Genomic DNA, 19,665 nt, shown 5'->3' with positions numbered 1-19,665 from the left:
AGAGAAATTAAGAATGCAACATTCTTCCTTTCTGCTGCATGGGCCGAAAGACACCCCGATATTGTAGAGCGAATCATGAAAGACGGACACGAAATCGGTAGTATGGGGTACAATTACACATCCTACACTTCTCTAGAGACAAATGAAATAAGACGAGACCTTTTACGAGCACAAGATGTTTTTACGAAACTTGGTGTAAAACAAGTCAAGCTGTTACGTCCACCTAGTGGCGAATTTAACAAAGCAACCCTTAAAATCGCAGAATCACTTGGATACACCGTCGTGCATTGGAGTAATAATTCAAACGATTGGAAAAACCCAGGTGTAAATAACATCGTTTCCACTGTCTCTAATAATTTGAAAGGTGGAGATATCGTCTTATTACACGCATCCGATTCTGCCCTTCAAACAAATAGAGCTTTACCGCTGCTCCTGCAAAAAATAAAAAGTGATGGATATGAGCAAATATCCGTATCACAACTTATTTCCAACACAAGTACGAAAAGTGAAGATGTGAAGTAGCTTCTTCCCTACCACTCTTCACGCATAAAAAGCTCTACTACCTTTCAAGAAGGTGGTAGAGCTTTTTGAATCATACCATTTCCAGCATTATAACTGCTGGTGTATAAAATCTCTCTATTAAGCTGATTTACTTGTTTTTCCGATTAAACGATGTAATACAAGTAATTGATATGCGTTACATAACAATAGCGGTATAACCATTAAATATAACCAATCTGTATCATTAATCCGAAGCGCTGGTACCCATTCAAGGATCGTTACAACAACCATAAAGAACAGAGCTGGCACAAATGCTTTTTTATTTGTTTCTTTGCTTTTTACATAAGCAACAATTGCTCCAAACACAAATAATATTCCAGCAACAAGTATGTTATTCCCTAACGAGACTTCCCCATTTGCAATAAGTACAGATCTTAAATACACAAAATCAAATAATACGAATGCAATAAAGAAGAGCTGGACTGCATTCCATAAAGAAGATGAGCGGAACATCCCTAGTCCAAAACGGTGGATTGTTAAATATGCAAAGAATCCCATTTGACTTATAACACTAAAAATAAATCCTACACCCATCAGCCAGAAAGATACTGCTAAAATCTCCTTACCGTCGAAATTTTGAAAAAATTCATTGTACTTGTCCCACTCCAAAACAAAACCAATAATAACTGTGCTAATTCCACCAAGAAACAACGTCGTTAAAAATAGTCGTACCCACTTGCGGCTATTCACAACACATCCCCCATTATCCTTATATTTCTAATTAAATTGTATCAATGACAATTTCAAAAAGCTAGCCATGTTCATGTATAAATTCCTTAAAGATATTTATATTAAAAAGAGAGAACTGTGCTGAAAGGAGTTCCAACTTATGAAACGGATGCTATTCATTTTCGTTTCTTCTTTTCTACTTATCGCACTTGCAGCATGCGCACAAGGAAAAGAAACGAAATCCGAACTAGATTACGATCAAACAAAGAAAATGATTGTTGATATTTTAAAAACAGATCAAGGTAAGAAAGCTATTCAAGATGTATTAACTGATGAAAAAATGAAACAAGCACTCATACTAGATGAAACAGTAGTAAAGAAAACGATTGAAGATGCCATGGTATCCGATAAAGGGCAACAATTCTGGGAAAAGCTCTTTAAAGATCCTGAGTTCTCATCGAAGTTCGCTAAAAGTATGGGGAAAGAACAAACCCAATTAATGAAAACCTTATTAAAAGACCCTGAATACCAAGCAGGCGTTATAGAAATTATGAAAAATCCTGAAGTAGAAAAAATGATGTTACAAACAATGAAGAGTAAAGAATACCGTCAATATCTACAACAAGTACTAACAGAAACTGCTGAAAGTCCACTCTTCCAAGCCAAGATGATTGATATCATTAGTAAAGGTGTGCAAAAAGCTGAAAAAGGCGGATCTGGTAAGAAAGAAGCAGGCGGTGACGGTGGTTCTCAAGGCGGGAAGAAGGAAGAATAGTAAAAAATAATAACTATAATAACGAGTGGACAATTTATACATTGTTCACTCGTTATTACTTTATCTTGCTATTAACAGACGAAATGGCACCCTCTAGTTAAGCGAAAGGTTTACTAGCAACAAAAGCCTTATTGTTGTCAGTAACAGGTGAACCCCACTGATTAAAGTTTCACTTTATTTTTGTGTAACAGCTGTTCTATCAATTACTGTTTCAGCTATTTTACTATAAATAATGCCCGTTGTATGTGTATCTTCATATACTGAAGGAGCAAAGTCTTCTTTATTCCAATCGGGTTGTTGTAGCGGAATGCGACCAAGAACATTCGTTTGTAATTCGGTAGCTAACTTATCTCCCCCGCCTTTTCCAAATACATATTCTTTCTCACCAGTTACCTTACTTTCAAAATATGCCATATTCTCAACAACACCAAGAATACTATGTTCAGTGCGCAATGCCATCGCTCCAGCACGCGCTGCTACAAACGCAGCTGTTGGATGAGGCGTCGTTACAATAATCTCTTTGCAAGATGGCAACATTGAGTGCACATCTAACGCAACATCACCTGTGCCTGGTGGCAAATCTAGTACTAAATAATCTAAATCGCCCCATTCTACTTCTGTGAAGAAGTGGTTTAACATTTTCCCAAGCATAGGTCCTCTCCAAATAACTGGTGCATTATCCTCTACAAAGAAGCCCATTGAGATTACCTTTACACCTAAACGTTCCACCGGAATTATCTTGTCACCTCTTACGATAGGACGTTTTTCTATCCCCATCATGTCTGGCACACTAAAACCGTAAATGTCCGCATCAATAATACCAACTTTTTTTCCTAAACGAGCTAAAGCAACTGCAAGGTTAACGGAAACAGTTGATTTTCCCACGCCACCTTTTCCACTCGCTACTGCTAAGAATGTTGTTTTTGAATTAGGTGACAATAAAGATTCACTTTGCTCTTCTTCTTGTTCCGGTGCAAACTGAGCTAATTCCTCTTCTGTAAATTCTGCAAAACGAAGTCCAACTGTTGCTGCCCCAAGTTCTTTTACTAACTTTACAATTCCAGACTGCAACTGCATTTGTTCCGCTGTACCGGTTTTTACGATTGCAATTTTGACACTCACATGTTCCTTCTCTGGCTTGACTGTTACCTCTTTAATTGCACTTGTTTCTTTTAATGTTTTATGTAAAAACGGATCTACAATCCCTTCTAACGCTTCAACCACTTGCTCTTTCGTTATCATAATTAGCCCAGCCCCCTGTATGAAAAATAACGTAATGTTAATTGAATTTATCTCTGCTTATCCTTGAAATAAATGCGTTTACATTTCCAGTATAACATATTTTCCGAAAACTTCGTTAACGAGAGAAGCTCAAAAAAATCCTCCTTATTCTGGAGGATTTCCTTTTTCCGTGAAATAACGTAATATACCACGGTATATTGCAGCTGCTACCTTTTGCTGATATTTCTCCGAATTTAACATATACCTTTCGTTCACATTCGATAAAAAGCCAGCTTCAATTAAAGCACCTGGTGTTTTAGAATACTTTAATAAATATACATGCGAAATTGTCTTAGCAGAACGATTCGTGTTTTCTAAACTTGTTCTCAATTCAGCCTGTATAAATTTTGCAGCACGTTCATTTTCAATCGAAGAGCGGTAATAGAACGTTTGTGCGCCTTTCGATCCACTACTAGTTAAAGCATTTAAATGAATACTTGCAAAAAAGTCTACATCAGGTTTATTGATGATTTCTACACGTTTTTTTAAATCCTCTGCTTTACGTCTACTATATGACTTTGTATCTTTGTTAGCTAAATCATAATCTCCCTCACGCGTTAAAATAACTAGTGCACCTTGTTCTTGTAAATAGTCTTGTACCTTTTTTGTAATTTCAAGCGTAATATCCTTTTCTATAATATCCTTTCCACCAACAGCCCCTCCATCTGGTCCACCATGCCCAGCATCTAATACAATTACTTTCCCTGATAAGGGTAAATTCCAAGCTCGCCACGATTTTGTAATTTGAAATTCTTGTTTAACTAAAAAAAACAATACAACCGCAGCGAGTGCAAAAGAGATAATTCGAATTCTCTTCATACCTTTCCTCCTCCAGCTAGTCCCTCTAATTACTTATATGGGACAAGAGGAAAGTTTATGCTTGTCTTAATGAAGCTTTAATCGATATCTTCTTTCACCTTTTTCATACCCTTCTTGCCACCACAATCCTATAAACTGCTGACAAGATTCAAAAAGTAATTCCTCATCTTTCAACTTTATTTCTCGCATAGTCATACTCGTTAAAAATTGAAATAGCGTTTCAGTTAATTGTTGTTCTTCTTCTAAAGCTCTATATTTCACATCAAAAAACGATTCACCATAATAACCAAATTTACTGTATCTCGCTCCTAATAAATAAGATTCTATCCCTAATTCAATACAGTAATCTTCATACTGACGATGAAGCTCTTGCATTTGAAAGGCATCACGAATATTTGAACGCAATGTTTTTAATGATAATTCCCGCAACATCTTCCGCTCGTATTTTAACTGCTTTTCTTTTTGTTTTTCTTGTAAGCTGACAATGACATTCATAGTACTTATAAACCTCCCTAATACGTATTAGTCTAAACTTCTAAAGAAGAAGCATACGCGTGGCGGTAGCACTAAAATATTCCAAGCTATAAAAATTGCAAAAGAGGAATGAAACATAAAAAAACCCCAACCAAAATGGTTGGGGTTTGTAGTTCGCAAAAATTAACGTTTTGAGAACTGAGGTGCACGACGTGCGCCTTTAAGACCGTATTTTTTACGCTCTTTCATACGTGCGTCACGAGTTAATAGACCTGCACGTTTTAGTGTTAGACGGTATTCTGGATCAGCTTTTAATAAAGCGCGAGAAATACCGTGACGAATAGCACCAGCTTGACCAGTGTATCCACCACCATTTACGTTTACAAGTACATCGTAGTTACCTAAAGTTTCTGTTGCAACTAGAGGTTGTTTCACTACTTCACGTAATGCAGCAAATGGGATATAGTTTTCAAAATCACGACCGTTAATGATAACGCGTCCTTCGCCTGGAACTAGGCGTACGCGCGCTACTGAACTCTTACGACGTCCAGTGCCATAGTATTGAACCTGTGCCAAAGTAAGCCCTCCTTTAATTAATTATCCGCGAAGTTCGTAAACTTCTGGTTTTTGTGCTTGGTGTGGATGCTCTGCTCCAGCATACACGTTAAGTTTCTTAGAAACTTGACGGCCTAAGCGTCCTTTTGGAAGCATGCCTTTAATTGCAAGCTCTAACATTTGTACAGGGTAGTTTGTACGCATTTCAAGAGCTGTTCTTTGCTTAAGTCCACCTGGGTGGTTAGTGTGACGGTAGTAAATTTTATCGTTTAATTTATTACCTGTTAAATGAATTTTCTCAGCGTTAATAATAATTACATGATCACCCGTGTCAACGTGTGGTGTAAATGTAGGTTTGTTTTTACCACGTAAAATGGATGCTACTTCACTAGCAAGGCGACCTAAAGTTTGACCTTCAGCATCAACCACATACCATTTACGCTCAACTTCGTTAGCTTTTGCCATAAAAGTCGTACGCATGTGTTTCCCTCCTCGTTATCTTTTCCATAGAAAAAATCTATTGTTTATCTTAAACACGATTTCCTTCCGGGGCTAATCGTGGTTTTAGAAACAATACCATATGTTATGATATACTTTTGAGTTTCTAATGTCAAGCAAATGTTACACCAGGATTAGTTGTTATAGTTTACCTCCCATAAGTAAAGCCCATGACCTGGAGCCATCTTTCCAGCAAACTGACGATTTTGTTTCGCTAAAATCTCTGGAATGCTATCAGGATCAAGCTTTCCTTGCCCTACGCTAAGTAACGTACCAACAATAATTCTGACCATATTATATAAAAATCCATTACCTACAAAACGAAAAATTATTTCATCATTTTGTTCAATTAACTCGATTTCATAAATTGTTCGCACTTTATCTTTTTTGTCAGTTTTTGCCGAACAAAAAGAAGTGAAATCATGTGTTCCAATAAAATAAGGAATTGCTTTTCTTATAGAGTTGATTTCGAGCGGGTATGGATATTGATATACGTAATTTCTACGGAATACATCCGCAGTCTTTGATAATAATACACGATAACGATATTCTTTTTTCTCAACACCGTAACGTGCATGAAATTCTTCTGTTTTTTTCTCTACTTGCCTAATAACAATATCATCTGGCAACATTGTGTTTAAAGCATTAATCCATTGCCACTCTTCAAGAGACAAAGGAGTATCAAAGTGTATTACTTGTCCTTTTGCATGAACTGTAGAATCTGTTCTACCAGATGCCTGAACACGAACAAGTTCTCCCTTATGCAATTTCTGCAATGCTTTTTCTATCTCCTGTTGAACAGTACGATGGTTCGGCTGAATTTGATAACCACAAAAATGCATGCCATCATATGCAACCGTACATTTTATTCTATCCATTTCTCTATTCTCCATTACGATCGCACCCATGCCAAAATACAAGCTAAACAAAATAAGCTGACAATCGTTACTGTATCGCTTTTTTTCCAGCGTAGTTGCCTAAATTTAGTACGTCCTTCACCACTTTGATATCCACGAGCTTCCATCGCAATGGCTAAGTCCTCTGCACGCTTAAAAGCACTGATAAACAGAGGAACGAGCAGTGAAATAATAGCTTTCATTCTATCTTTTATCGGTCCCCCGGCAAAATCAATACCACGTGACGCTTGTGCTTTCATTATTTTACTCGTTTCATCCATTAATGTCGGGATAAAACGAAGAGAAATTGACATCATTAATGCGATTTCATGAACAGGAACCTTTATACGCTTCAACGGCTTTAATAACGTCTCCAAACCATCTGTAATTTCAATAGGTGTCGTCGTTAACGTTAATAATGTCGTCATTAAAATAATAACGAAGAATCGTACAGAAATGTATATCCCTTGCTCTAATCCTTTTTCATATATCGAAAACCAACCAAGCTGGAATAGTACATCCCCCTCCTTATTTGTAAAAATATGCAGGAAAAATGTAAAAAGAAAAATCCATAAAATTGGTTTTAAGCCCGAAAGTACATAACGAATCGGCACTTTTGCAAAAAATAAAGCAATGAGTGCATATAAAAATAAAAATCCATATGAAATCGCATTATTTGCTAAGAAAACAACAAATACATATAAAAAGACAATCAGCAGCTTCGTACGTGGATCAAGTTGATGAATAAGTGAATTCCCCGGGATATATCTCCCAATAATCAACTGCTGCATGATTCATGACCACCTTTTCGTAACACCTGCACAACTTCATGAGTAAGATCCTCTAAAGATAAGGTAGCCTTTGGAATTGAAATACCAAACTTCTCTTCAATTGCACGTTTATACTTTAATGACATAGGAAGATCCACACCAATTTTCTCTAGTTCATCGGCATGTGAAAATACTTCCTCTGCACTTCCTTGCAAAAAGACCGTTCCTTTATGCATAACTACAATCTGCTCCGCATACTGAGCAGCATCCTCCATATTATGCGTTACAAGGATAACTGTAAGCCCCTTTTCCTTGTGCAGCTTATAAAACATCTCCATAAGTTCGTTCTGCCCTTTTGGATCTAGTCCTGCTGTAGGTTCATCTAATACAAGCACTTCAGGTTCCATCGCCAGTACACCCGCTATAGCAACACGTCTCATTTGTCCACCACTTAATTCGAACGGAGAACGTGTTAACAGTTCCGGTTCTAGCCCTACAAGTTCAATTGCCTTTCTAGCCTTTTGCCTTGCTTCGTCTACAGATACTCCAAAATTAGTAGGGCCGAAACAAATATCTTTCTCCACAGTCTCTTCAAACAACTGATGTTCTGGGAATTGAAAGACAACCCCTACTTTTTTACGTAGTGGCTTTAACTTTTTTTCTTTCTTTCCTGCCGAAATCAAATGTTCACCAATTTGAACTGTACCATTTGTCGGCTGCAATAAACCATTTAAATGTTGAATCATCGTTGACTTACCTGAACCAGTATGACCAATAATGGCATAATAGCCCCCACTTGGAAACGACACATCTACATCATAAAGTGCGCGTCTTTCAAATGGAGTTTTATATTGATAACGATGCTCTACTTTTTGGAATGTAATCTCCAAAGTTCGTTCACCAAGCTTTCCATTGTAAGATGCGTATTTTGCAAGAGAATTTCATTTCTTTTTAATAATTCTGCTATTTTCACTGAAAACGGTACATCTAAGCCAATTTCTTGGAGCATATGAGAGGATTTGAAAATTTTTTCTGGAGTCCCTTCCTCTAATATTTCTCCCTTATTTAAAATAATGACACGATCTGACTGTGCCGCTTCTTCTAAATCGTGCGTAATCGATAACACGGTAATACCTTTTTGAGTAACAAGTTGTCTAACCGTTTCTACTACTTCACGTCTCCCTTGAGGGTCTAGCATTGACGTTGCTTCATCTAATATTAAAATAGATGGTTGAAGTGCTAAAACGCCTGCTATTGCCACTCGCTGCTTTTGCCCACCAGATAAGGAATGAGGCTCATCATTAAGAAAATCTTCCATACGGACAAGTCGCAAGGCCTGTTCTAATCTTTCAATCATTTGTTCTCTTGGCATTCCGATATTCTCTAAGCCAAATACAACATCATCTTGCACTGTTGTTCCAACAAATTGATTATCTGGATTTTGAAATACCATTCCAATTTGTTTTCGAACATCCCATACCGTTTCCTCTGATAAAACCATTGTATCATTTACTGTAATAGTCCCTGCTTCTGGCAAAAACAAACCATTCAATAATTTTGCAAGTGTAGACTTTCCTGAACCGTTTTGTCCAATAATAGATACCCATTCTCCCTCATATAAGGAAAATGAAACATCTTTTAATGCATAAGTGGCTGCCCCAGGATATTGAAATGATATATTTTCTATCCGAAGTTTCTCTTTTTTCAATATAAGGCACCCTTTCCTTCGCACAGTTAGCCTATTTTTATATTTAAAAAAAAGGGCCATGACCAGTTTCTTGAAAAGAACTGTCCTGCCCTTTTAATTATCATTATACTAACTCGATAATTACCATTGGTGCTGCGTCTCCGCGACGTGGACCAATTTTTGCAATACGAGTGTATCCGCCTTGGCGCTCAGCATAGCGTGGAGCTACATCAGCGAATAGTTTTTGAAGTGCATCTTGACCAGTCTCAGCGTTAGCTACTTCATTGCGAATGAAAGCTGCTGCTTGACGACGAGCATGAAGATCTCCGCGTTTACCTAAAGTGATCATTTTTTCCACTACAGAACGAAGTTCTTTTGCACGAGTTTCTGTCGTTTGGATGCGCTCGTTGATAATTAAATCAGTAGCTAAATCACGTAACATAGCTTTACGTTGCGCACTTGTACGGCCTAATTTTCTGTATGCCATTCGTAGTTCCCTCCTTTGTTGATGGGTTTAAATCCTCAGTCGTCTTTACGTAAACCTAAACCTAATTCCTCAAGTTTATGTTTAACTTCTTCTAAGGATTTACGTCCTAAGTTACGAACTTTCATCATATCTTCTTCTGTTTTGTTCGCAAGCTCTTGTACAGTATTAATTCCTGCACGTTTTAGGCAATTATAAGAACGAACAGAAAGGTCTAGTTCTTCGATAGTCATCTCAAGAACTTTCTCTTTTTGATCTTCTTCCTTCTCGACCATAATCTCAGCATTTTGTGCTTCATCAGTTAAACCAACAAAGATATTTAAATGCTCAGTTAAGATTTTGGCACCTAAAGAGATAGCTTCTTTTGGCCCGATGCTTCCATCCGTCCATACATCAAGCGTAAGCTTATCATAATTAGCCACTTGTCCGACACGTGTCTTTTCCACTTGGTAAGTCACACGTGATACTGGAGTATAAATAGAATCAATAGGAATTACTCCTATTGGTTGATCTTCGCTTTTATTTGCATCAGCTGGCGTATACCCACGGCCACGCTTTGCAGTTAAACGCACGCGGAAATGCGCATCTTTTGCTAACGTTGCAATGTGTAAATCTGGATTTAAGATTTCTACATCACTATCGTGAGTAATATCAGCAGCTGTGACAATACCTTCGCCCTGTACATCAATTTCCAACGTCTTCTCTTCTTCAGAGTAGATTTTAAGAGCTAACTTTTTCAAGTTTAAGATGATCGTCGTAACGTCTTCTACTACGCCCTCAACTGTTGAAAATTCATGTAATACGCCATCGATTTGGATAGCAGTAACAGCGGCACCAGGGAGTGAGGATAAAAGAATACGACGTAAGGAGTTACCCAAAGTAGTACCATATCCACGCTCAAGCGGTTCAATTACGAATTTACCATATTTAGCATCTTCGTTAAGTTCAACCGTTTCGATTTTCGGCTTTTCGATTTCAATCATTAACTAAACCCTCCTTCAAAACGTCGAAACCCCGGTTAAACAAAGGTATAACCCCTGTCTAACCGAAAGTCCCCCTTAGGCAGTTCCCGATTGTGCACAACAAGCGATGTTTCTGTACGAAATTTCTCGATAATGCATCATATCCATTATAGACAAAAGGGAAAATTCTATACAGAAAAATTACACACGACGACGTTTTGGTGGACGACATCCATTATGAGGAACTGGAGTAACATCTCTAATTGCTGTTACTTCTAGACCTGCAGCTTGAAGAGCACGAATTGCAGCTTCACGACCAGCACCAGGACCTTTAACAGTAACCTCTAAAGTTTTTAAACCGTGTTCCATTGCAGCTTTAGCAGCAGTTTCAGCAGCCATTTGCGCAGCGAATGGAGTAGATTTACGAGATCCACGGAAACCAAGTGCACCAGCACTAGACCAAGAAAGTGCGTTACCGTGAGTATCTGTAAGTGTTACGATTGTGTTGTTGAAAGTAGAACGAATATGAGCTATACCAGCTTCAATATTCTTTTTCACACGTTTTTTACGAGTGTTTGTTTTACGTGCCATTGTTAGTTCAACCTCCTTTACTTATTATTTCTTTTTATTTGCTACTGTACGACGTGGACCTTTACGTGTACGAGCATTGTTTTTAGAGTTTTGACCACGAACTGGTAAACCACGACGGTGACGAAGACCACGGTAAGAACCGATCTCCATTAGACGTTTGATGTTAAGAGATACTTCACGACGAAGGTCTCCCTCAACTTTAATACGATCGATGATATCACGGATACGTCCTAATTCGTCTTCCGTTAAATCACGAACTCGTGTTTCTTCAGAAATACCTGCTTCAGCAAGAATTTTTTCAGCAGTTGTGCGACCAATGCCGAATACGTAAGTTAAAGAAATAACAACGCGTTTGTCTCGAGGAATATCTACACCTGCGATACGTGCCATTACGAATGCACCTCCTTCTGATTAACCTTGTTTTTGTTTATGTTTAGGGTTTTCACAAATAACCATTACTTTTCCACGTCTACGAATAACTTTACATTTTTCGCAGATTGGTTTAACTGACGGTCTTACTTTCATGTCTCGAACCTCCTTAAAGATTACGGAGTGCTATATTATTTAAAACGGTACGTAATACGACCACGATTTAAATCGTACGGAGATAATTCTACCGTAACTTTGTCTCCTGGTAAAATACGAATGAAGTTCATACGGATTTTACCAGAAACGTGAGCCAATACGACATGCCCATTCTCTAATTCTACTTTGAACATAGCATTTGGCAACGTTTCAAGAACGGTACCTTCGACTTCAATTACATCATCTTTAGCCATTCAATAGTTCTCCCTTCTTCAAATCAGTAACATTTTACACTGCTCTGAAATCCCGGAGAGCCAGCTACTTATAAAGTGGTAAGGATTTCGTATCCTGCTTCTGTAAGAGCAATCGTGTGCTCAAAATGGGCACACCATTTACCATCTACCGTTACCACTGTCCAGTCATCAGATAGTGTTTTTACATATCGTCTTCCTTGATTCACCATCGGCTCAACACAGATGACCATTCCCGGCTTTAATCTAGGGCCTCTATTTGGTGGACCATAGTGCGGGATTTGAGGGTCCTCATGTAAGTCTTGCCCGATTCCGTGACCAACATACTCCCTAACGATCGAGAATCCATTCTCTTCAGCATGGGTTTGAACCGCATGTGAGATATTTGATAATCTCTCGCCTGGTTTTACTTGTTCTAGACCAAGATACAACGATTTTTCTGTGACATCAAGTAGCTTTTGAACAGATTCAGAAATGTTTCCAACTGGATACGTCCATGCAGAATCTCCATGGTACCCATTGTATTTCGCACCAATATCGATACTGATGATATCGCCCTCTTTGAGCTTGCGCTTCCCTGGAATTCCGTGTACAAGCTCTTCATTTACAGAAGCACATATGCTCCCCGGAAATCCGTTGTATCCTTTAAAAGATGGCGTAGCACCATATTTTTGAATCGTCTTTTCCGCTATTTGATCGAGCTCTTTCGTTGTAATTCCTGGAGTAATGTGCTGTTTCAACTCTTGATGAGTCAAAGCAACGATCCTGCCAGCTTCTCGCATGATTTCTATCTCGCGAGGAGTTTTGCAGATTATCATTACGCTAAGCCTCCGATGAGAACATCGATATCAGCAAATACTTTATTGATATCTTGCTCACCATTAATGCTTTGTAAGTAACCAAGCTCTTCGTAGAAATCAAGCAAAGGTTTTGTTTGCTTAATATTTACATCTAAACGATTTGCTACAGTTTCTTCATTGTCATCAGAGCGTTGATATAATTCGCCACCACATTTATCGCACACATCAGCTTTTGCTGGTGGATTGAATTCTAAGTGGTAAGTCGCACCGCACTCTTTACAAATGCGACGGCCTGTAAGGCGTTTTAATAACAACCCTGAATCCACATTAATGTTTAAAACATAGTCGATTTTTTTGCCAAGATCTTTCATAATTTCTTCAAGAGCTGATGCTTGTGCAACAGTTCGTGGGAAACCGTCTAGTAAGAAACCTCTTACGCAGTCGTCTTGACTTAAACGTTCACGAACGATTCCGATCGTAACTTCATCTGGAACAAGTGCACCTTTATCAATAAAAGATTTTGCTTGTAGACCCATTTCAGTTTCAGCCTTCATAGCTGCACGGAACATGTCTCCTGTTGAAATGTGAGGGATGTTATACTTGGCAACAATCTGTTCGGCTTGTGTACCTTTACCAGCACCAGGAAGCCCCATTAAAATTAAGTTCATCCTTGTTCCCCCTCAGAGTACATGAGCATGTAGGGAAGACAATTCTTCCCACTTACTCACTGCTTGATAAACCCTTTGTAATGGCGTTTTACCAGTTGGCTTTCTAGCTGCTTCATTGTTTCTAAAGCAACGCCGACAACGATTAACATACTCGTTCCACCGATCTGTGCAGATGGAGGAAGATTTCCCAATTTCGTAAAGATAACTGGTAAGATTGCAATCGCTGCTAGGAAAATTGATCCTACAAAGGTCAAACGATACAAGATTTTTGTTAGATATTGTTCCGTATTCTTACCCGGACGAATACCTGGAACATATCCACCTTGCTTGTTTAGATTCTCTGACATTTGCTCTGGATTAACCTGAACAAATGCATAGAAATATGTGAAGGCTACAATGAGCGCAACATATATGATCATTCCCACTGGGTGAGAATAGTTAAAGTTTGCAATAATCCACTGCGATACATCATGTTTCGGGAAGAACTGTGCAATAGTCGGAGGCGTAATTAAGAATGAAACAGCAAAAATTACTGGAATAACACCAGCACTATTCACCTTAAGCGGTAAATGTGTGTTTTGTGCTCCAGCATAACCACCATTTCCTCCTGTTACACGCTTCGCATATTGAATTGGGATCTTTCTAACAGCCTGTTGAATGAAAATAACACCCACAATAACTGCTAGCACAGCTAGTAAAATCAATGCAACTTTAACGATACTCATGAACAATTGATCTCCGATATTTTGAAACTGTTGCTGATACACTTGAGATATAACACTTGGGATCGCTGCGGCAATACCGCCAAAGATAAGGATGGAAATACCATTACCTACACCTTTAGCTGTAATCTGTTCACCTAACCACATTAAAAATGCAGTACCAGCAGTCAGTACCGTAGCAATGTATAAATAAGTGCTCCAACCTGGATTCAAAATTAATTGTCCACCTACCATACCGTTAAAACCGATTGACATACCAAACCCCTGAATAAACGCAAGAACAATTGTAAAGTAACGCGTGAATTGCGTTAATTTACGACGGCCCATTTCACCTTGCTTCGACCATTCCGAAAATTTAGGAACAACATCCATCTGCAATAATTGCACGATGATGGATGCTGTAATATACGGCATGATTCCCATCGCAAAGATGGAGAAGTTTTTCAAGGCTCCACCGCCAAATGTATTTAGAATACCTAAAGCATTTAATTGATCTTGTGCCTTCAGTACGTCTCCATTTGTAAATGGCACGGGGATAAACGTGCCAATCCTGAATACGATTAACATCGCTAAAGTGAATAATATTTTACGTCTTATCTCAGCAACGCGCATAAAGTTGGAGATTGTACGAAACATTAGATCACCTCAACTGATCCGCCAGCTGCTTCAATTGCTTCTTTAGCACTTGAAGAGAACTTGTGCGCTTTAACAGTTAGTTTTTTCTCTACTGCTCCGCTTGCAAGAACTTTAACACCGTCGTTTAACTTGCTGATAACGCCAGTTTCCAGCAATAATTCAGGTGTTACTTCTGTACCATCTTCAAAACGATTTAACGTTGATAAGTTTACAATAGCAAACTCTTTACGGTTAATGTTTGTGAAGCCGCGTTTGGGTAAACGACGGAATAATGGAGTTTGACCACCTTCGAAGCCAAGACGAACACCGCCGCCAGAACGTGCGTTTTGTCCTTTATGACCTTTACCAGCAGTTTTACCGTTACCAGAACCGATACCACGACCGACACGGTTACGTACTTTACGAGAACCTTCTGCAGGTTTTAATTCATGAAGTTTCATTCCCAGGCACCTCCTTATATTAATGAGTTATCCTTAAGCTTCTTTTACAGTTACAAGGTGAGAAACTTTGTTGATCATACCAAGAATAGCAGGAGTTTCTTCCTTAACTACAGTTGAATTCAACTTTTTAAGACCTAAAGCTTCTACCGTCGCACGTTGATCTTGTGGACGACCAATTACACTACGAGTGAGGGTAATTTCTAACTTTTTCGCCATTTGTTTTCCCTCCTTAACCTAGTAGCTCTTCTACAGATTTACCGCGTAATTTTGCAACATCTTCAGCGCGCTTAAGTTCGCTTAATCCGTTCACAGTAGCGCGAATCATGTTGATTGGTGTGTTAGAACCAAGAGATTTCGAAAGAATATCTTGTACACCAGCTAATTCAAGGACCGCACGAACAGGTCCACCAGCAATAACACCAGTACCCTCAGCAGCAGGTTTTAAGAATACTTCACCAGCGCCAAAATGACCGTTGATTGTGTGTGGAATTGTTGTACCAACTAATGGTACAGCGATTAAGTTTTTCTTAGCGTCTTCGATAGCTTTACGGATTGCGTCTGGTACCTCTTGTGCTTTACCAGTACCGAATCCAACATGACCGTTTTTATCGCCAACTACAACTAGTGCAGCAAAGCGGAAACGACGACCACCCTTAACAACTTTCGCGACACGATTTATCGTAACTACACGTTCTTCAAGTTCTAATTTACTTGGGTCAATGCGATGCATCAATTTTCCCTCCTTTGACCATTAAAATTGTAATCCAGCCTCACGAGCAGCTTCAGCTAGAGCTTTAACACGGCCATGGTATAAGTAACCACCGCGATCAAATACTACTTCTTTAACGCCTTTCTCTACAGCACGCTTAGCAACTGATTCTCCAACTTTCGTAGCAGCTTCAATATTGCTAGTACCGTTAAGAGCAAGGTCTTTATCAAGAGTAGATGCACTTACTAACGTTACACCATTCACATCATCAATAACTTGAGCGTAAATATGTTGGTTAGAACGGAACACGTTTAAACGTGGACGCTCTGCAGTACCAGTAAGTTTAGCACGTACACGTGCATGTCTTTTCTTACGAGTCGCATTTTTATCAGCTTTAGTGATCATTCTTGTCACTCCTTTCTCTCACCTAACGGGTTTACTTAGCAGTTTTACCTTCTTTACGACGAACAACTTCGCCTTCGTAACGAATACCTTTACCTTTGTAAGGCTCAGGAGCACGTACAGCACGGATGTTAGCAGCGAATTCGCCAACACGTTGCTTGTCGATACCTTTAATTACGATCTTAGTTGGTGCAGGTACTTCAACTTCAAGACCTGCTTCCGGAGTCATTTCTACTGGATGAGAATAACCTACGCTTAATACAAGTTTATCACCTTGTTTTTGAGCACGGTAACCAACACCGACTAATTCAAGTCCGCGTGCGAAACCTTCAGTTACACCTTCAACCATGTTTCCGATTAAAGCACGAGTTGTACCGTGTAATGCACGGTGTTCCTTCTGTTCAGATGGACGCTCAACTGTTAATGTATTCTCTTCAATTTTGATAAGCATATCAGCATTGAAAGTACGAGTTAATTCACCTTTAGGGCCTTTTACTGTTACAGTATTGTCTTCTGCAACTGTAATAGTAACACCTGCAGGGATTTCAAGAATCTTTTTACCAATACGAGACATGTGGTCACACCTCCGTTCGTTTTAAATATATATTACCAAACGTATGCTACTACTTCTCCACCAGTTTGTAATTGACGAGCGTCTTTGTCTGTCATTACTCCCTTAGATGTAGAAACAAGAGCGATACCTAATCCGTTAAGTACACGTGGTACTTCGTCAGCTTTAGCGTAAACGCGTAAGCCAGGTTTACTGATACGTTTTAATCCAGTGATTACACGTTCATTGTTTGCACCATATTTCAGGAAAATACGAAGGATACCTTGTTTGTTATCCTCGATGTATTCTACATCACGAATGAAACCTTCACGTTTTAAAAGTTCAGCGATCTCTTTTTTGATTTTAGAAGCAGGAACCTCTAATTTCTCATGACGTACCATGTTCGCATTACGGATGCGAGTAAGCATGTCTGCAATTGGATCTGTCATCACCATGTGTTTTACCTCCTTCCCATTTGTGGGTTTTACCAACTAGCTTTTTTAACACCAGGAATTTGACCTTTATATGCAAGTTCACGGAAACAAATACGGCAAAGTTTAAATTTGCGGTATACAGAATGCGGACGACCGCAGCGTTCGCAACGTGTATACTCTTGTACTTTAAACTTAGGAGTACGCTTTTGTTTCGCTATCATAGATTTTTTAGCCACGTTTTCGCCTCCTCTACTTAGCGTTGGCTTCCATTATTTTTGGAATGGCATACCGAATTGTGTTAAAAGTTCACGAGCTTCTTCATCAGTTTTCGCTGTAGTAACGATTACGATGTCCATACCGCGGACTTTGCTTACTTTATCATAATCAATCTCAGGGAAAATAAGTTGCTCTTTAACACCTAATGTATAGTTTCCACGACCATCGAATGATTTCTTAGAAACACCACGGAAATCACGTACACGTGGTAAAGAAACTGATACTAATTTGTCGAAGAACTCATACATTTGCTCGCCGCGTAAAGTTACTTTCGCACCGATTGGCATACCTTCACGAAGACGGAAACCAGCGATTGATTTTTTAGCACGAGTTACAACAGGTTTTTGACCTGTGATTTGTGTTAATTCTTCTACTGCGTTGTCTAACGCTTTTGAGTTAGATACCGCGTCACCAACACCAGTGTTGATTACGATCTTTTCGATTTTTGGTACCTGCATTACAGATTTATAGTTAAACTTGCTCACTAGAGCAGGAGTAATTTCCTTTTGGAACTTCTCTTTAAGGCGATTCAATGAAGTGACCTCCTTTCTTAAGAAAATTATTTATCTAATAATTCACCAGATTTTTTTGCAATACGAACTTTTTTACCATCTTCTACTTTGAAGCCTACACGAGTAGGTTCACCTGTTTTCGGATCTAAAATCATAACGTTAGAAACGTGAATAGGTGCTTCTTTAGTAATAATTCCACCTTGTGGATTTAATTGAGATGGCTTAGAGTGCTTCTTAACGATATTGACACCCTCAACGATAACACGGTTTTGCTTTGGGAAAGCCACAAGGATAACGCCTTGTTTTCCTTTGTCTTTACCAGTGATTACCTGTACTTTATCACCTTTTTTTACATGCATCTTAATTCTGCACCTCCTTAGCAAGGCAATACCTTAAATTATAGAACTTCTGGAGCTAAAGAAACGATCTTCATGAAGTTGCTATCACGTAATTCACGAGCTACTGGTCCGAAGATACGAGTACCACGTGGGCTCTTATCGTCTTTAATGATAACCGCTGCGTTTTCATCAAATTTGATGTAAGAACCGTCCGGACGACGAGCTCCGCTCTTCGTACGTACCACTACTGCTTTAACAACGTCACCTTTTTTAACAACGCCACCTGGTGTTGCTTGTTTTACCGTAGCAACGATAATGTCACCAATGTTAGCATATTTACGACCAGAGCCGCCTAATACTTTAATTGTTAAAAGTTCACGTGCACCAGAGTTGTCAGCAACTTTCAAACGAGATTCTTGTTGGATCATGTTATGAAACCTCCCTTCGGACTAAAAATTCCGATTCGTCTATTTAGATAATAACCGCTTCTTCAACGATTTCAACTAAACGGAAACGCTTAGTAGCAGAAAGCGGGCGAGTTTCCATGATTTTAACGATATCGCCAAGTTTCGCTTGGTTTTGCTCATCATGGGCTTTGTACTTCTTAGAATACTTAACACGTTTTCCGTACAAGGAATGAGTTTTGTAAGTTTCAACTAAAACTGTAATCGTTTTGTCCATTTTGTCAGACACTACACGACCAGTATAAACTTTGCGTTGGTTACGTTCGCTCACTATGCAAACCTCCCCTCAATTTATCGATTAATTCCGATCTCTCTTTCACGAACTACAGTTTTCATACGAGCAATTGCTTTACGCACTTCACGAATGCGAGTTGGATTCTCTAATTGTCCTGTAGCAAGTTGGAAGCGAAGATTAAACAACTCTTCCTTTAAAGCTTTAACTTTTGTTTCGATTTCGGCAGTGGTTAATTCACGAATATCATTAGTTTTCATTAGATTCACCACCATTTTCTTCACGTTTTACGAATTTACATTTCACAGGTAACTTGTGAGCTGCAAGACGTAATGCTTCGCGTGCTACCTCTTCAGATACACCCGCGATTTCAAACATAATTTTCCCAGGTTTTACTACTGCTACCCAGCCTTCTGGTGCCCCTTTACCGGAACCCATACGTACTTCTAGAGGTTTTGCAGTGTAAGGTTTAGAAGGGAAAATTTTAATCCATACTTTACCGCCACGTTTCATGTAACGAGTCATTGCACGACGAGCAGCTTCGATTTGACGGTTTGTAATCCATGAAGCAGCTTGTGCTTGTAAACCGAATTCACCGAAAGCAATTTCAGTTCCACCTTTAGCACGACCACGCATTTTACCACGATGCTCTCTACGATATTTTACGCGTTTTGGCATTAACAT

General features: G+C 39.0%; 34 protein-coding genes (1 of these 34 only partly in view). 2 read left to right on the top strand and 32 right to left on the bottom strand.

The features are described 5' to 3' along the window. Positions 1-522: the 3' portion of a polysaccharide deacetylase family sporulation protein PdaB gene (gene pdaB / locus ACXKY9_RS00870; RefSeq protein WP_000464705.1), read on the top strand. The gene continues 243 nt to the left of window position 1, outside the view; only the last 522 of its 765 coding nucleotides appear in the window; its start codon lies off the left edge, out of view; it ends in the stop codon at positions 520-522. 117 nt (positions 523-639) lie between these two features. Here pdaB and kbaA read toward each other — a convergent pair whose 3' ends face one another. Further along, a complete protein-coding gene (gene kbaA / locus ACXKY9_RS00865; RefSeq protein WP_001088523.1) occupies positions 640-1,251 on the bottom strand; it encodes a KinB signaling pathway activation protein KbaA in 612 nt (203 codons plus the stop codon). 139 nt (positions 1,252-1,390) lie between these two features. On the opposite strand from kbaA, the gene gerD reads away from it, so the two are divergent. Further along, positions 1,391-2,005: a spore germination lipoprotein GerD gene (gene gerD, locus ACXKY9_RS00860; protein ID WP_000827296.1), complete on the top strand. Its 615-nt coding sequence runs from the start codon at positions 1,391-1,393 to the stop codon at positions 2,003-2,005. Between the two features lie 174 nt (positions 2,006-2,179). On the opposite strand, the gene ACXKY9_RS00855 is transcribed toward gerD, so the two are convergent. From ACXKY9_RS00855 to rplP, 31 genes are all read right to left on the bottom strand, one after another. After that, a complete protein-coding gene (locus ACXKY9_RS00855; protein ID WP_000628846.1) occupies positions 2,180-3,247 on the bottom strand; it encodes an Mrp/NBP35 family ATP-binding protein in 1,068 nt (355 codons plus the stop codon). Positions 3,248-3,391: 144 nt separating this feature from the next. Next, positions 3,392-4,105, bottom strand: a complete 714-nt coding sequence (gene cwlD, locus ACXKY9_RS00850) for an N-acetylmuramoyl-L-alanine amidase CwlD (RefSeq protein ID WP_000822439.1) — start codon at positions 4,103-4,105, stop codon at positions 3,392-3,394. A 66-nt stretch (positions 4,106-4,171) separates the two neighbouring features. Beyond that, a complete protein-coding gene (locus ACXKY9_RS00845; protein ID WP_001101005.1) occupies positions 4,172-4,600 on the bottom strand; it encodes a DUF2521 family protein in 429 nt (142 codons plus the stop codon). Positions 4,601-4,762: 162 nt separating this feature from the next. Beyond that, complete coding sequence (gene rpsI, locus ACXKY9_RS00840; protein WP_000079986.1) at positions 4,763-5,155, bottom strand: 30S ribosomal protein S9; 393 nt, start codon at positions 5,153-5,155, stop codon at positions 4,763-4,765. A gap of 21 nt (positions 5,156-5,176) precedes the next feature. After that, on the bottom strand, positions 5,177-5,614 hold the full coding sequence (rplM, locus tag ACXKY9_RS00835; protein WP_001260793.1) for a 50S ribosomal protein L13: 438 nt from the start codon (positions 5,612-5,614) through the stop codon (positions 5,177-5,179). 152 nt (positions 5,615-5,766) lie between these two features. Continuing rightward, positions 5,767-6,510, bottom strand: a complete 744-nt coding sequence (truA, locus tag ACXKY9_RS00830; protein WP_002098927.1) for a tRNA pseudouridine(38-40) synthase TruA — start codon at positions 6,508-6,510, stop codon at positions 5,767-5,769. A 14-nt stretch (positions 6,511-6,524) separates the two neighbouring features. Further along, positions 6,525-7,319: an energy-coupling factor transporter transmembrane component T family protein gene (locus tag ACXKY9_RS00825; protein WP_001186525.1), complete on the bottom strand. Its 795-nt coding sequence runs from the start codon at positions 7,317-7,319 to the stop codon at positions 6,525-6,527. Continuing rightward, entirely contained in the window at positions 7,307-8,188 is an 882-nt protein-coding gene (locus ACXKY9_RS00820; protein ID WP_000406535.1) for an energy-coupling factor ABC transporter ATP-binding protein, read from the bottom strand. The genes ACXKY9_RS00825 and ACXKY9_RS00820 overlap by 13 nt, the downstream gene beginning before the upstream one ends. Beyond that, positions 8,164-9,006: an energy-coupling factor ABC transporter ATP-binding protein gene (locus tag ACXKY9_RS00815; RefSeq protein ID WP_000711759.1), complete on the bottom strand. Its 843-nt coding sequence runs from the start codon at positions 9,004-9,006 to the stop codon at positions 8,164-8,166. The genes ACXKY9_RS00820 and ACXKY9_RS00815 overlap by 25 nt, the downstream gene beginning before the upstream one ends. A gap of 103 nt (positions 9,007-9,109) precedes the next feature. Continuing rightward, positions 9,110-9,472, bottom strand: a complete 363-nt coding sequence (gene rplQ / locus ACXKY9_RS00810; protein WP_000331490.1) for a 50S ribosomal protein L17 — start codon at positions 9,470-9,472, stop codon at positions 9,110-9,112. Positions 9,473-9,507: 35 nt separating this feature from the next. Beyond that, the gene (locus ACXKY9_RS00805) at positions 9,508-10,452 is read right to left on the bottom strand and encodes a DNA-directed RNA polymerase subunit alpha (protein WP_000569643.1); all 945 of its coding nucleotides are present in this window, start codon (positions 10,450-10,452) and stop codon (positions 9,508-9,510) included. A 180-nt stretch (positions 10,453-10,632) separates the two neighbouring features. Continuing rightward, positions 10,633-11,022 (bottom strand): 30S ribosomal protein S11, encoded by a 390-nt coding sequence (rpsK, locus tag ACXKY9_RS00800; protein WP_000101798.1) that lies wholly within the window; start codon positions 11,020-11,022, stop codon positions 10,633-10,635. Positions 11,023-11,046: 24 nt separating this feature from the next. Continuing rightward, on the bottom strand, positions 11,047-11,412 hold the full coding sequence (rpsM, locus tag ACXKY9_RS00795) for a 30S ribosomal protein S13 (protein WP_000090788.1): 366 nt from the start codon (positions 11,410-11,412) through the stop codon (positions 11,047-11,049). Positions 11,413-11,433: 21 nt separating this feature from the next. Next, positions 11,434-11,547 (bottom strand): 50S ribosomal protein L36, encoded by a 114-nt coding sequence (gene rpmJ, locus ACXKY9_RS00790; protein WP_000868344.1) that lies wholly within the window; start codon positions 11,545-11,547, stop codon positions 11,434-11,436. Between the two features lie 35 nt (positions 11,548-11,582). Then, the gene (infA, locus tag ACXKY9_RS00785; RefSeq protein ID WP_001029884.1) at positions 11,583-11,801 is read right to left on the bottom strand and encodes a translation initiation factor IF-1; all 219 of its coding nucleotides are present in this window, start codon (positions 11,799-11,801) and stop codon (positions 11,583-11,585) included. A 68-nt stretch (positions 11,802-11,869) separates the two neighbouring features. Further along, the gene (gene map, locus ACXKY9_RS00780; protein WP_000582539.1) at positions 11,870-12,616 is read right to left on the bottom strand and encodes a type I methionyl aminopeptidase; all 747 of its coding nucleotides are present in this window, start codon (positions 12,614-12,616) and stop codon (positions 11,870-11,872) included. Next, the gene (locus tag ACXKY9_RS00775; protein WP_001048989.1) at positions 12,616-13,266 is read right to left on the bottom strand and encodes an adenylate kinase; all 651 of its coding nucleotides are present in this window, start codon (positions 13,264-13,266) and stop codon (positions 12,616-12,618) included. The genes map and ACXKY9_RS00775 overlap by 1 nt, the downstream gene beginning before the upstream one ends. 56 nt (positions 13,267-13,322) lie before the next feature. After that, a complete protein-coding gene (secY, locus tag ACXKY9_RS00770; protein ID WP_000490117.1) occupies positions 13,323-14,624 on the bottom strand; it encodes a preprotein translocase subunit SecY in 1,302 nt (433 codons plus the stop codon). Then, positions 14,624-15,064, bottom strand: a complete 441-nt coding sequence (gene rplO, locus ACXKY9_RS00765) for a 50S ribosomal protein L15 (protein WP_000766081.1) — start codon at positions 15,062-15,064, stop codon at positions 14,624-14,626. Before rplO ends, secY begins: the two co-directional genes overlap by 1 nt. Before the next feature lie 33 nt (positions 15,065-15,097). Continuing rightward, a complete protein-coding gene (rpmD, locus tag ACXKY9_RS00760; protein ID WP_001085234.1) occupies positions 15,098-15,280 on the bottom strand; it encodes a 50S ribosomal protein L30 in 183 nt (60 codons plus the stop codon). 13 nt (positions 15,281-15,293) lie between these two features. Continuing rightward, positions 15,294-15,794, bottom strand: coding sequence for a 30S ribosomal protein S5 (gene rpsE, locus ACXKY9_RS00755; protein ID WP_000554646.1), 501 nt, complete (start codon positions 15,792-15,794; stop codon positions 15,294-15,296). A 21-nt stretch (positions 15,795-15,815) separates the two neighbouring features. Beyond that, complete coding sequence (gene rplR, locus ACXKY9_RS00750; RefSeq protein ID WP_000628816.1) at positions 15,816-16,178, bottom strand: 50S ribosomal protein L18; 363 nt, start codon at positions 16,176-16,178, stop codon at positions 15,816-15,818. 31 nt (positions 16,179-16,209) lie between these two features. Next, entirely contained in the window at positions 16,210-16,749 is a 540-nt protein-coding gene (gene rplF / locus ACXKY9_RS00745) for a 50S ribosomal protein L6 (protein WP_000086558.1), read from the bottom strand. A gap of 32 nt (positions 16,750-16,781) precedes the next feature. Then, complete coding sequence (rpsH, locus tag ACXKY9_RS00740; RefSeq protein WP_000245511.1) at positions 16,782-17,180, bottom strand: 30S ribosomal protein S8; 399 nt, start codon at positions 17,178-17,180, stop codon at positions 16,782-16,784. A 29-nt stretch (positions 17,181-17,209) separates the two neighbouring features. Next, positions 17,210-17,395, bottom strand: coding sequence for a 30S ribosomal protein S14 (gene rpsN / locus ACXKY9_RS00735; RefSeq protein WP_001085700.1), 186 nt, complete (start codon positions 17,393-17,395; stop codon positions 17,210-17,212). A gap of 33 nt (positions 17,396-17,428) precedes the next feature. After that, positions 17,429-17,968: a 50S ribosomal protein L5 gene (rplE, locus tag ACXKY9_RS00730; RefSeq protein WP_001080831.1), complete on the bottom strand. Its 540-nt coding sequence runs from the start codon at positions 17,966-17,968 to the stop codon at positions 17,429-17,431. Between the two features lie 26 nt (positions 17,969-17,994). Beyond that, complete coding sequence (gene rplX, locus ACXKY9_RS00725) at positions 17,995-18,306, bottom strand: 50S ribosomal protein L24 (protein WP_000558200.1); 312 nt, start codon at positions 18,304-18,306, stop codon at positions 17,995-17,997. 38 nt (positions 18,307-18,344) lie between these two features. Next, complete coding sequence (gene rplN / locus ACXKY9_RS00720) at positions 18,345-18,713, bottom strand: 50S ribosomal protein L14 (RefSeq protein ID WP_000615912.1); 369 nt, start codon at positions 18,711-18,713, stop codon at positions 18,345-18,347. Between the two features lie 43 nt (positions 18,714-18,756). Further along, the gene (gene rpsQ, locus ACXKY9_RS00715; RefSeq protein ID WP_000004106.1) at positions 18,757-19,020 is read right to left on the bottom strand and encodes a 30S ribosomal protein S17; all 264 of its coding nucleotides are present in this window, start codon (positions 19,018-19,020) and stop codon (positions 18,757-18,759) included. A gap of 20 nt (positions 19,021-19,040) precedes the next feature. Then, complete coding sequence (rpmC, locus tag ACXKY9_RS00710) at positions 19,041-19,241, bottom strand: 50S ribosomal protein L29 (RefSeq protein WP_000855718.1); 201 nt, start codon at positions 19,239-19,241, stop codon at positions 19,041-19,043. Then, entirely contained in the window at positions 19,231-19,665 is a 435-nt protein-coding gene (gene rplP / locus ACXKY9_RS00705; protein ID WP_000928969.1) for a 50S ribosomal protein L16, read from the bottom strand. Before rplP ends, rpmC begins: the two co-directional genes overlap by 11 nt.

The sequence above is a fragment of the Bacillus sp. 2175 genome, assembly GCF_057812155.1.
This window is presented reverse-complemented; position numbering and strand designations above follow the sequence as displayed.

Excerpts from the sequence above, each read along its gene's own strand:
- gerD (WP_000827296.1), top strand. The coding sequence starts at position 1,391 with ATGAAACGGATGCTATTCATTTTCGTTTCTTCTTTTCTACTTATCGCA.
- ACXKY9_RS00855 (WP_000628846.1), bottom strand. The coding sequence starts at position 3,247 with ATGATAACGAAAGAGCAAGTGGTTGAAGCGTTAGAAGGGATTGTAGAT.
- cwlD (WP_000822439.1), bottom strand. The coding sequence starts at position 4,105 with ATGAAGAGAATTCGAATTATCTCTTTTGCACTCGCTGCGGTTGTATTG.
- ACXKY9_RS00845 (WP_001101005.1), bottom strand. The coding sequence starts at position 4,600 with ATGAATGTCATTGTCAGCTTACAAGAAAAACAAAAAGAAAAGCAGTTA.
- rplM (WP_001260793.1), bottom strand. The coding sequence starts at position 5,614 with ATGCGTACGACTTTTATGGCAAAAGCTAACGAAGTTGAGCGTAAATGG.
- truA (WP_002098927.1), bottom strand. The coding sequence starts at position 6,510 with ATGGATAGAATAAAATGTACGGTTGCATATGATGGCATGCATTTTTGT.
- ACXKY9_RS00825 (WP_001186525.1), bottom strand. The coding sequence starts at position 7,319 with ATGCAGCAGTTGATTATTGGGAGATATATCCCGGGGAATTCACTTATT.
- rplQ (WP_000331490.1), bottom strand. The coding sequence starts at position 9,472 with ATGGCATACAGAAAATTAGGCCGTACAAGTGCGCAACGTAAAGCTATG.
- ACXKY9_RS00805 (WP_000569643.1), bottom strand. The coding sequence starts at position 10,452 with ATGATTGAAATCGAAAAGCCGAAAATCGAAACGGTTGAACTTAACGAA.
- rpsK (WP_000101798.1), bottom strand. The coding sequence starts at position 11,022 with ATGGCACGTAAAACAAACACTCGTAAAAAACGTGTGAAAAAGAATATT.
- rpsM (WP_000090788.1), bottom strand. The coding sequence starts at position 11,412 with ATGGCACGTATCGCAGGTGTAGATATTCCTCGAGACAAACGCGTTGTT.
- rpmJ (WP_000868344.1), bottom strand. The coding sequence starts at position 11,547 with ATGAAAGTAAGACCGTCAGTTAAACCAATCTGCGAAAAATGTAAAGTT.
- infA (WP_001029884.1), bottom strand. The coding sequence starts at position 11,801 with ATGGCTAAAGATGATGTAATTGAAGTCGAAGGTACCGTTCTTGAAACG.
- map (WP_000582539.1), bottom strand. The coding sequence starts at position 12,616 with ATGATAATCTGCAAAACTCCTCGCGAGATAGAAATCATGCGAGAAGCT.
- ACXKY9_RS00775 (WP_001048989.1), bottom strand. The coding sequence starts at position 13,266 with ATGAACTTAATTTTAATGGGGCTTCCTGGTGCTGGTAAAGGTACACAA.
- secY (WP_000490117.1), bottom strand. The coding sequence starts at position 14,624 with ATGTTTCGTACAATCTCCAACTTTATGCGCGTTGCTGAGATAAGACGT.
- rplO (WP_000766081.1), bottom strand. The coding sequence starts at position 15,064 with ATGAAACTTCATGAATTAAAACCTGCAGAAGGTTCTCGTAAAGTACGT.
- rpmD (WP_001085234.1), bottom strand. The coding sequence starts at position 15,280 with ATGGCGAAAAAGTTAGAAATTACCCTCACTCGTAGTGTAATTGGTCGT.
- rpsE (WP_000554646.1), bottom strand. The coding sequence starts at position 15,794 with ATGCATCGCATTGACCCAAGTAAATTAGAACTTGAAGAACGTGTAGTT.
- rplR (WP_000628816.1), bottom strand. The coding sequence starts at position 16,178 with ATGATCACTAAAGCTGATAAAAATGCGACTCGTAAGAAAAGACATGCA.
- rplF (WP_000086558.1), bottom strand. The coding sequence starts at position 16,749 with ATGTCTCGTATTGGTAAAAAGATTCTTGAAATCCCTGCAGGTGTTACT.
- rpsH (WP_000245511.1), bottom strand. The coding sequence starts at position 17,180 with ATGGTGATGACAGATCCAATTGCAGACATGCTTACTCGCATCCGTAAT.
- rplX (WP_000558200.1), bottom strand. The coding sequence starts at position 18,306 with ATGCATGTAAAAAAAGGTGATAAAGTACAGGTAATCACTGGTAAAGAC.
- rplN (WP_000615912.1), bottom strand. The coding sequence starts at position 18,713 with ATGATCCAACAAGAATCTCGTTTGAAAGTTGCTGACAACTCTGGTGCA.
- rpmC (WP_000855718.1), bottom strand. The coding sequence starts at position 19,241 with ATGAAAACTAATGATATTCGTGAATTAACCACTGCCGAAATCGAAACA.
- rplP (WP_000928969.1), bottom strand. The coding sequence starts at position 19,665 with ATGTTAATGCCAAAACGCGTAAAATATCGTAGAGAGCATCGTGGTAAA.